This is a genomic window from Streptomyces sp. NPDC019890 (assembly GCF_044903445.1).
GTDB lineage: Bacteria > Actinomycetota > Actinomycetes > Streptomycetales > Streptomycetaceae > Streptomyces.
In genome coordinates this window covers 1-9,134 of record NZ_JBJDQK010000036.1, presented here as the reverse complement: position 1 = coordinate 9,134, position 9,134 = coordinate 1, and the positions used below count along the sequence as shown (strand labels likewise).

Genomic DNA, 9,134 nt, shown 5'->3' with positions numbered 1-9,134 from the left:
GTGGCTTGACGGTGCGTCCGAAGGTGCGGAAAGTGTCCTCGCGGTTGCTGCCGTCGGAGACGATGCCGCCCTTCGCGCCACCGATGCGCAGGCCCGCGAGCGTGAACTTGTCGGTCATGTCGTGTGCCAGGCCTGCCACCTCCTCCTCGGTCACTCCGGTGGTCATCCGCACGCCGCCCATCGCCAGACCGTCGACGAGCGTGTCGACGACCACCCAGCCCTTGATGGCGCCGCCGCTGCCGTTCAGGTGCACGGTGAACGCGGGATCGTGCGTGTTCTCATCAACACTCATTGCCAAGTTCTCCAGTTTGTACATGAGTTCGGGGAGGCCGCGCGTCTGAGCGCGGCGGCCGTCACTGGTAGAGCTGCGCGAAGCCCCGCAGGATCTCGAGACCGTCGTTGCGGAACTCCAGATGCGCCTGCGAGCCGAAGATCCGGCCGTCGTCGCAGCGCAGGAACTCCACGGGCGCGTGCTCGGAGCGGCCTATGGAGCGGAAACCCTTCGGGGCCTCCTGGAGGTAGAGGGTGTGGCGGTGGAAGACCGTCACTGTCGGCTTCACATGTGTGAAGAGCGGCTCCTCCTTGTCGACCTGCACCTCGTAGCCGCCGACCCGCTGCGGCCCGTCGGCCAGCTGTCCTCCAGCGGCGACCGCGAGGATCTGCATGCCGCCGCAGATCCCGAAGACCGGGACGTCGGCGCCCATGACGAGGTCGACGAGCGGCTTGTAGTACTCCTGGTCATACGCCCGCACCTTGGTGCCGCTCAGGACGATCGCCTGGTAGCGGCCGTCGAGCCGGGCGGGCACGGATGCCGCGTCGACGGTGTCGGTGTCCGAGCCCAGCTCTTCGAAGCGCCCGCGGAGCTGAGGGAGGGACAGTGTTCTGTTGTTGACGACTAGCACACGGGATTTCGCCACGTCTGTGCTCCTCAGGTTCGTGTGATGACGGTGCCGGTGCGGGCGGCGAGCAGGTCGGTGACGGGCGCGCTGCCGATGACGACCCGCTCAACTCCCCGCTCCAGGGCCTCGCCTGCGGCCCGCAGCTTCTTGCGCATGCCGCCGGTGGCGCCCCTGTCGCGGAACGCGGCGGCGGCCTGCGCGGTGATCCGGCGCACCGGCTCGTCGTCGACCAGCAAGTGCGCGACGTCGGTGACGAGGACCAGGTCCGTGGCGCCGGTGGCGCCGGCGATGGCGGCGGCGGCCCGGTCGGCGTCGGTGTTGACCTCCTGGCCCGCCGCGTTCCGGGCGAGGGGGGTGACGAGGTAGGCGTGGCCCGGCTGCAGGTTCTTCAGCGGGGAGGCATCCACCCCGGTGATCGGGCCGACGAGGTTGTCCAGCTCGACCAGCTGCTTGCCCTGCCACCACCAGCGTTCGCCCTCGCCGGCGTTGACCAGGCCGTCGCTGCCGAGCAGCCGCTCGGCGGTGATGCCGCGCCGCTCGAGCCGCCTGAGGACGTCGGTGGCCAGTTCGGCGCTGACGGTCTTGATGTCGTCGATGACCTCGGGCGTGGTCCAGCGGCTCTGGTTGCCGTAGCGGTCGCGCAGGATCGCCGAGGGCTCGCTGTAGCGGGGGCTGAGTCTCTTGAGCGGCTTGGACCAGCCGTGGACGAGGACCAGCGGCCTGTCCTGCCCGTGCCGGGCGAGGTCGTCCCACCACTGACCGCTGAGGTCGTCGAGGCAGCTGCCGCCGAGCTTGACGACGGTCGGGATCCGGGTTTCGGGCGTCTCGCTCATGCGTACATCACCGGCTGCATCGTCAGGCCCGACTCCTCGGACAGTCCGAACCGCTTGTTGAGGGCCTGCACGGCCTGACCGGCGGCGCCCTTGACGAGGTTGTCGAGGGCCGCGAGGACGACGATCCGGCCGCCCTCCTCGTCGTGCAGCACCGTCACATCGCAGAAGTTGGAGCCCAGGACGGCCTGCGGGTCCGGGACCGGGATCAACGTCTCGGTGTGCCGCCGCACCCGCACGAAGCGGTGTTCCTTGTAGAAGCGCAGATATGCCCGCTGCAGCTCGCGCCCGTCCACCTTGTCGTCGGTGAACACATAGGCGCTGGCGAGCAGTCCGCGCACATGCGACACCCCGTACGCCGACATGGTCAGCGAGCCGACGGTGCCGGGCTTGCTGCGCTCCAGGAAGTCGCTGACCTCGGCGGCGTGCCGGTGCCCGGTCGGGGCATAGGGTGCGATCGCGCCGTTGCGCAGCGGGTGCAGGTCCGGGACCCGCAGCTGCAGGCCGCCGCCGCTGGAGCCGCTCTTGCCGTCCACCACCACGGTCTTCAGCTCCAGACCGAGGCCGAGGGTCAGCGGGGCGAGCCCAAGGGTGATCGCCGTGGCGTAGCAGCCGGGTACGGAGATCAGCGGGGCGTCGACCAGTTGGTCGCCGATGAGTTCCGGCACTCCGTAGACGAAGCGGTCGGCCAGATCGGCGGTCCGCTCGGCCTTGGGGTACCAGCGCTCGTGCAGCTCACGGGTGCGGATGCGGAAAGCTCCGCTGAGGTCGATCACGCAGGGGACGCGGTCGGCCAGGAGCGCGGCGAGTTCGGCCGAGGCCGGGGCGGGCGTGGCCAGGAACACCACGTCGCACCGCTCGGCCACGGCGTCGGCCGTGACGGGTTCGACGGTCAGGCCCAGGTCGAGGCGGAGCCCCGGGTGCAGCTGGGCGGGGCGCTTGCCCGCGCTGGAGTTGCCGCCGAGGAAAGTGAGTTCGAGTTCGGGATGCTGGGTGACCAGCCTGATCAGTTCGCCGCCGGTGATTCCGGAGGCGCCGACGATTCCCACGCGGATCATGCGAGTATCTCCTGCACGTGACGGGCGACGGCCGACGGGATGTCCACTCCCGTCGTCGACGCCACCCCCCGCCAGGCGGGGGCGTGGTTGACCTCGTTGACGAGGTAGCCCGAGGGCGTCTTGAAGAGGTCGACTCCGTAGATGCCGGCGCCGAGTTGGTCCACGACGCCGTCCACGACCTTCTGTACCTCGGAGTCGTCGGCCAGGGCCCGGCTCTGGTTGCCGAGCGCCGCGTTGCTGCGCCAGTCCGCTCCGGCACTTTCGAACTCGGCGGCGGCGACGATCTGTTCGCCGACGACCAGGCAGCGGATCGAGCCGCCGCCCAGATACGGCTCCATCAGGCAGGCCTGCTCGAAGGCGTGGCCGAGGTCCTCGACGTAGTCGTAGACGGAGTGCGCCAGGTCGGAGTCGCGGATCAGGGTGACCCGCTTGCCCATACCGCCGTAGACCGGCTTGAGCACTACGGGCAGGCCCAGGTCGTCCAGCGCCTTGTCGAAGTCCTTGCGGGAGAGCACGAGCCGGAAGTCGGGCACCGGCACGCCGGCGGCGTCCAGCACCGCCCGCAGCACCAGCTTGTTCTCACAGGCGTGGATGGCCGAGGCGGAGTTGAGAACAGCGACACCCTTCGACTCGGCCAGGGTGGCGAGCAGTCCACCGCGGGTGTAGGAGCGGCTGCGGATCAGCAGCGCGTCGTAACCGTCGATCGACGGGGCCTTGGCATCCCCCAGGCACAGCGACTCGTCGTTGACCCAGTCGATCTCAAGGCCCAAGTCGGGTGCCGCGCTGATGAGTTGGCGTTCCTCCCAGCCGACCCGGTCTGCGACGATGGCAACTTTCGTGCTCATATCACTGACCCCAGTCGCGCAGCGTGACCTCGACCATCTGCAGGGTCAGCCGGCCGTCCTGGATGTCCTCCACGCGCAACGTGAGCATGCACTCGGGGCAGGAAAGGGTCTCGCCCTGGACGATCGGCGGCACGGTCAGGTCAGTTTCGCACTCGGGGCAGGCGCCGCTGAGAGTGGCTGTGGACATGGGTCAACTCCGTATTTCGTCGTAGTTCGGTGCGGGTGTTTCGGCACGGGGCCGACGGGCCCTGCCGGTGTGGTGTCAGACGGCCTGGTGGCTTCAGGCGGCCTGGAAGTCGATGGCGGCCTTGCGGATCGCGTCCCGGTCCAGCAGCGGAGCTCCGTCATGCTCCTGCTGCTCGATCAGCCACGGGGTGAAGGCGTCGATGTCGACGAAGACCCCCGACTCTGCCAGCGCCCACTTCACGAGCGCGGAAGTCAGACGCGTACGCACCCGCAGCTCACGGGCATTGCCCACCAGCTCGGCCGGCAGCGTCTCGTACGCCTCCGGGTGAGTGAGCTGGCCCGGCAGCTCATAGGCGAAAGCGTGCGGCGTGGTAGGCCCGGACTGGAAGGCCTCACCGAGACCGGAACCCTTCAGCGCCAGACGCGACAACTCAGTGAGATGGGACAGGTCGAAACGGGTGTCGCCGTAGATCACACGCAGCGACGTCAGCAGCTCGGCCAGCGGGGCATTGCCACCCCGCTCACCGATGCCCCCGACCGTCGCCGAAATCCACTGCGCACCGGCGCGGACCGCGGCGAGCGAGTTGGCCACCGCCATGCCCAGCATGTTGTGCGAGTGGATCTCGATCTCCGAGCCGTCGATCGCCGTGAGATCCGCGATCACCTCCTCCATCTGCCAGGGCGACAGGTACGCGACGGTCTCCGCGAGCCGGAACCGGTCGGCCCCGGCCTCGAAACCCGCCGTGACGTAGGGGACCAGCCGCTCCTTCGGGGTCCGGGCACCGTCCTCACCGCTGAACGTGACATGAAAGCCACGCTCCTTCGCCTGGGTGATCGCCGAACGGGCCAGCGTCTGAAGGAACTTCGCACTCGGCGAACCGAGCTTCAGCTTGGCGTGCTGCTCGGATGTGGGGATGGAATACATGATGTGGCGCACGCCCAGACGCTCGGCCTCGTCAAGGGCCTTCGCCACCTGCTGGCGGTCCCGCACCACCACGAGCGTCATACTCCGCTCAGGACCGACAGCCTCGTGAGTGGCAAGAATCAGATCGGCGTCCTTCGAACCGGGACCGGACACCATGCCGACCTCGACCAGATCGATACCGGTCTTCACCAGCAAGTCCGCGATAGCCGCGGCGTCCTTGGGGCCGAACTCGACACCAGCCATGTGCGCGGAGTCCCGCAGCGTCGCGTCGGACAGATGGGGCAGCTTCGGAAGGCTTCCCCCGTGCTCTGCTACAGCCATTGCGTTCCTCTCCTTTTCCGGAACCGGCTTCCCTATTTCGCCGGCCCAGGCTCTGCGCTGGATTTTTGCTGCCTCGCCTGAATGGACCGATCGCGCCGAATCCGGAAGCACGTCGAGCGCGACACCGACCATGTTGCGCGACCTCGAGCAAAGATTCGAGGCCCCCTCTGTTAGGGCTCTGTCAAGAGCTGTCAGGGAGTGTCACGCCAGGCAAGGAGTGCGAATGATCTGCAGACTTGGATAAGTTCTGGAAAACTACTTTCGGATCGGCGTGGAATCTCGGATACAATGGTCGTCGCCATCCCTGGCAGCGGGATGATGTCGTTTCCTGGAAAAGGTCCGACAGCCCGGAAGTAGAGCTTCCTCGCCTTTCCCGTGTTCAGAGAACGGCCCGTCAGATTCCGCGGCGGGCCGTTTCGGCTTGTCGGCGGAATGCGGACATGCTGATGACCCGGCTGCCGCGCTGGATGCGCGCCGGGTTCCATGCCTCCGGGAGGGGGCAGTGCTCGTCGGGAAAGGTCGTTGTCACACCGTCGGACTCGACGGCCGGCGACCGGACGGAGGCAGGAATGTCTCAACTGCCTGGTGGATGCGGCCCGGTGATGGTCACGCCGACGGTACGACAGCCACCGTCCGCGCCTGGCGGCGAACTCGCGCGTACCGCTGCCGGAATCACCAAGGCTTAGGGTCTGCCGAGCATTTCGGGCGCGGCCGGCCGCGTTCCTTCGTCGCCGCCCCGGCAAGCGGCCGCATCTTCGGGTGCGCTCTGTCCGATGCCGTGCGCCCGGGCATTGCCGAAGAGGCGATCTGCGGTGACCGCGGCCCGCCGACAGAGTCAGGTCGAGGCCGTCGTACAGGCCGGGGAGAGATCATGGGGTTCGGCCCGGCCCGTGGTGTCGTACCTGGCGTCTGTCGTCCGGGGCGTGACGAACTCCGACCCGGCGCCGCAGCCGGCAAGTGAAGCCGATCCGGATCCGCGCCGGCCCGACGTCGACGGCGAAGGGCCCGCCTGGTGAACGGACCCTGGCGAGCCGACCGGTGCGGGCCCGAGTACCTGGTCGTGATCAACGGTCGTCGGCCGTCGGCCCGGGGGCCCGTCCACTCGCGGCCGACCGGGCGGCGAGTGGACGGGGGACGGCTCCTCGTCAGATGGTGTACCCGCCGTCCACGGCGAGGGCGGTGCCGGTGATGTAGCGGCCGCTCGGACCCGCCAGGTAAGCCACCGCGGCGGCGATGTCCTCGGCCTCGCCGTAACGCCCCAGGGCGGTGAGGGAGCGCTGGAAGTCGGCGGTGTCGCCGCCGGCCGGGTTCATGTCGGTGTCGATCGGGCCCGGGTCCACGGTGGTGACGGTGATCCCGCGCGGCCCCAGCTCCCGGGCAAGTCCCTTGGTCAGCCCGATGAGCGCGGACTTGCCCATCCCCTGAAGGACGAAGTTCGCGCCGGGAAGGTGCCCGTTGAAGCACGACCCGATGCTGATGATCCGCCCACCGTCACCCATGTGCCGGGCGGCGGCCTGGGCGGCCAGGAACACCGACCGCACGTCCACGGCGAGCACCCGGTCCAGCTCCGAAGCGGACACCTCTGCCAGCGGGCCGTAGGCGAGGAAGCCCGCGTTGTTCACCAGGATGTCGATGCCGCCCAGCTCCCGGACCGTCTGCTCCACTGCCTCCGCCGCAGCGTCCGGTTCCGCCAGGTCGGCCTGGATGACCGCGGCCCTGCCGCCATCCGCCTCGATCTGCTTGGCGACCTCGCGCGCCTGGTCCGCTGCCTGAACGTAGGTCAGCGCAACCGCCGCTCCTGCGTCCGCCAAACGCTTGGCCACCGCCGCGCCGATCCCGCGACTGCCGCCGGTCACCAGCGCTACCTTGCCGGTCAGGTCACTCATTGATACTTCCTCCGTAGACGGATCCGTGTTCGTCGTGCCCGCTACGCTAGGAGTTGACATCAGCGTCAGGTTCAAGTCCTAAATAAGATATGCGAGGCGGGAGATGCGGATCGGTGAACTGGCCCGGCGCAGCGGTGTGAGTGAGCGGTCGCTGCGCTACTACGAGGTGCATGGTCTGCTCTGGGCCGAGCGAACCCCCGGTGGCCACCGCGACTACAGAGAATGGGCCGTCGACCGGGTCATCCTCATCCAGGCGCTCTATGCCGCAGGGCTGAACAGCAAGAAGATCGCCCAGCTGCTCCCCTGCATGCGAGACGGCGACGGCACACCGAGCGAGAACGCGACTCCCCGACTCGTCGACGAGCTCACCGCGGAACGCAACCGCCTCGACCGAATGATCGCCGATCTGGGCCGATCGCGCGATGTCCTGGATGACATCATCATCACCGCATCAACGGGCCTGAGTTCGGCCACCCTCTCCGGCACCGGCAGCCAGGCAACCCACTGAGGATGAACCAGGCCTGGCTCAGGCAACCTTGTCCGCCATTCGGGCCAGTGTGGTACGCGCTTGGCGCTCCGCTTCGGAGGGGCTCAGCCGTGTCCCGCGCTCCAATGTCTCGTTGAAGGCGCGCACGCCCAGGACAGCCTGTGCTGCCGCGGTGATGCGGTCGACGTCGCCGCGCTCGGCGGGCGGCAAAGGGGCGCCCACACTGCGGCGTGCGGTGTCGGCGGCGCCGAGAAGCAGGGCCGTACAGATGGCGCCGGGCCGGTGTCCGTACAGGGTGGCCGTGCCCGCGAGTCCCTCAAGGGAGAGGGCGAGAGCACGCGGCTCGTCAAGGAACCAGGCGATCTGAAGGCTGCGCAGGTGGTGGGCGGCGGACTGGGCGGCATCGCCGCGGAGCTCCGCGATGAAGCCGAGTTCGGCGTGGAGGAGGTGTTCACCGGCCGGAGAGGAGACATCGGCGTGGTCGTCGCGGATGTGCAGCAGGTGCGTCTCGGCCGCGTCGATGTCGCCGGAGCGCCGCGCGCCGAGGGCCAAGCCCATGTCGGCGTGGATCTCTCCGTACTTGTAGCCCTGTTCGATCGCGATGCGGCGTGCCTGCTCGTGCAGTTCGCGGGCGCGGTCGAAGTCGTGGGCGAGCAGCGCGAGGCGGCCGAGCCCGGAGAGCCGGGCCGAGACTTCGGCTTCCAGGCTCAACTCCCCGGCTATCTGCAATCCTTCGTGCTGGCGGTGCGCCGCCTGTGCGTACTCTCCCTTGATCTCGGCGAGCGCGGCGAGCGGTGAGACGGTCTGCAGTTCGCCCCAACGGTCGCCCAGGTCGCGGAAGATCGCACGACTGCGCTGTCCGTCGCGGGCCAGACCGTCCAGGTCGCCGCGGACCAGGGCGAGCGCTGCCCGCAGGCCGAGCGCGGCTGCGGTGCCCCACTGCTCGTCCGCGGCCTCGAAATGGGCGAGGGCGCGCGTGTTCAACGCGCGACTGCGGTCCAGGTCGCCGACGCTGAACATCCCGTAGGCGTTCAGCCACAGCGCTCGGGCGCGTCGCACGGGGTCGGGTACGGCGTCGGCGGCGGTGGTCTCAGTGCGCTCTCCGGTCAGGAGCACGAACGCGCCGTGCAGAAGGACGAGTTCGGGCACGGCGTCGTCGGCGGCGGCCGCGAGGACGGCGGCCAGGCTGCGGCGGGCCTCGGTGAGCCGGCCGCGCAGCAGCCACCACCAGGAGAGGGCGGTGGCGAGCCGTACGGCTTCCTCGCTTCGCCCGGCGGCGGCCCGTCGCACCGCCTCGTCGAGGGCGGCGCGCAGGTTACCCGCCTCGGTGTCCAGACGGGCGAGCCAGCACCGTTGCTGCGGACCGCGCAGCCGGGGCTCGGCGCGTTCGGCGAGCGTGAGGTAGTGCTGCAGGTGGCGTTCGCGGGCTGCCGTGTCGTCGGCCATCTCGTGCAACCGCTCGATGGAGTAAGCGGCGACCGACTCGAGGAGGCGGTAGCGGGGGCCTGCGGGGCAGTCCGTGACGACTACGAGGGACTTTTCGACGAGCCGGGTGACGAGGTCGAGCACCGAGCTGCGGGCCACGCCCTCGCCCGCGCACACCGCCTCCGCCGCATCGAGGCCGCAGCCGTCGCTGTGCACGGCGAGGCGGCGCAGGACGATGCGTTCGGGAGCGCTGAGCAACTCCCAGCTCCAGT

General features: G+C 69.2%; 10 protein-coding genes. 1 reads left to right on the top strand and 9 read right to left on the bottom strand.

The annotated features are described in order from the left end of the window. The 8 genes from ACI2LP_RS33450 to ACI2LP_RS33415 all read right to left on the bottom strand — a co-directional run. The coding region (locus ACI2LP_RS33450; RefSeq protein ID WP_404728299.1) for a Glu/Leu/Phe/Val dehydrogenase dimerization domain-containing protein at positions 1 to 292 on the bottom strand (292 nt) is incomplete at its 3' end. Positions 293 to 353: 61 nt separating this feature from the next. Next, a complete protein-coding gene (locus ACI2LP_RS33445; RefSeq protein WP_404728298.1) occupies positions 354 to 917 on the bottom strand; it encodes a type 1 glutamine amidotransferase in 564 nt (187 codons plus the stop codon). Positions 918 to 928: 11 nt separating this feature from the next. Beyond that, positions 929 to 1,732, bottom strand: coding sequence for an acetylglutamate kinase (locus ACI2LP_RS33440; RefSeq protein WP_404728297.1), 804 nt, complete (start codon positions 1,730 to 1,732; stop codon positions 929 to 931). Then, on the bottom strand, positions 1,729 to 2,787 hold the full coding sequence (gene argC, locus ACI2LP_RS33435; protein ID WP_404728296.1) for an N-acetyl-gamma-glutamyl-phosphate reductase: 1,059 nt from the start codon (positions 2,785 to 2,787) through the stop codon (positions 1,729 to 1,731). Before argC ends, ACI2LP_RS33440 begins: the two co-directional genes overlap by 4 nt. Then, complete coding sequence (locus ACI2LP_RS33430) at positions 2,784 to 3,632, bottom strand: RimK family alpha-L-glutamate ligase (protein WP_404728295.1); 849 nt, start codon at positions 3,630 to 3,632, stop codon at positions 2,784 to 2,786. Before ACI2LP_RS33430 ends, argC begins: the two co-directional genes overlap by 4 nt. Position 3,633: 1 nt before the next feature. Continuing rightward, a complete protein-coding gene (locus ACI2LP_RS33425; protein WP_404728294.1) occupies positions 3,634 to 3,819 on the bottom strand; it encodes a lysine biosynthesis protein LysW in 186 nt (61 codons plus the stop codon). A gap of 93 nt (positions 3,820 to 3,912) precedes the next feature. After that, entirely contained in the window at positions 3,913 to 5,064 is a 1,152-nt protein-coding gene (locus tag ACI2LP_RS33420) for an isopropylmalate synthase (RefSeq protein WP_404728293.1), read from the bottom strand. Positions 5,065 to 6,209: 1,145 nt separating this feature from the next. After that, positions 6,210 to 6,950, bottom strand: a complete 741-nt coding sequence (locus tag ACI2LP_RS33415; protein ID WP_404728292.1) for an SDR family NAD(P)-dependent oxidoreductase — start codon at positions 6,948 to 6,950, stop codon at positions 6,210 to 6,212. Positions 6,951 to 7,053: 103 nt separating this feature from the next. Between ACI2LP_RS33415 and ACI2LP_RS33410 the strand changes: the two genes are divergently transcribed. After that, positions 7,054 to 7,458 carry a MerR family transcriptional regulator gene (locus tag ACI2LP_RS33410; protein WP_404728291.1) on the top strand — a complete coding sequence of 135 codons (405 nt, stop codon included), beginning with the start codon at positions 7,054 to 7,056 and terminating at the stop codon, positions 7,456 to 7,458. Positions 7,459 to 7,476: 18 nt separating this feature from the next. Here the strand turns inward: ACI2LP_RS33410 and ACI2LP_RS33405 are convergent. Further along, the coding region (locus ACI2LP_RS33405; protein ID WP_404728290.1) for an ATP-binding protein at positions 7,477 to 9,134 on the bottom strand (1,658 nt) is incomplete at its 5' end.

Excerpts from the sequence above, each read along its gene's own strand:
- ACI2LP_RS33440 (WP_404728297.1), bottom strand. The coding sequence starts at position 1,732 with ATGAGCGAGACGCCCGAAACCCGGATCCCGACCGTCGTCAAGCTCGGC.
- ACI2LP_RS33420 (WP_404728293.1), bottom strand. The coding sequence starts at position 5,064 with ATGGCTGTAGCAGAGCACGGGGGAAGCCTTCCGAAGCTGCCCCATCTG.
- ACI2LP_RS33410 (WP_404728291.1), top strand. The coding sequence starts at position 7,054 with ATGCGGATCGGTGAACTGGCCCGGCGCAGCGGTGTGAGTGAGCGGTCG.
- ACI2LP_RS33430 (WP_404728295.1), bottom strand. The coding sequence starts at position 3,632 with ATGAGCACGAAAGTTGCCATCGTCGCAGACCGGGTCGGCTGGGAGGAA.
- ACI2LP_RS33425 (WP_404728294.1), bottom strand. The coding sequence starts at position 3,819 with ATGTCCACAGCCACTCTCAGCGGCGCCTGCCCCGAGTGCGAAACTGAC.
- argC (WP_404728296.1), bottom strand. The coding sequence starts at position 2,787 with ATGATCCGCGTGGGAATCGTCGGCGCCTCCGGAATCACCGGCGGCGAA.
- ACI2LP_RS33415 (WP_404728292.1), bottom strand. The coding sequence starts at position 6,950 with ATGAGTGACCTGACCGGCAAGGTAGCGCTGGTGACCGGCGGCAGTCGC.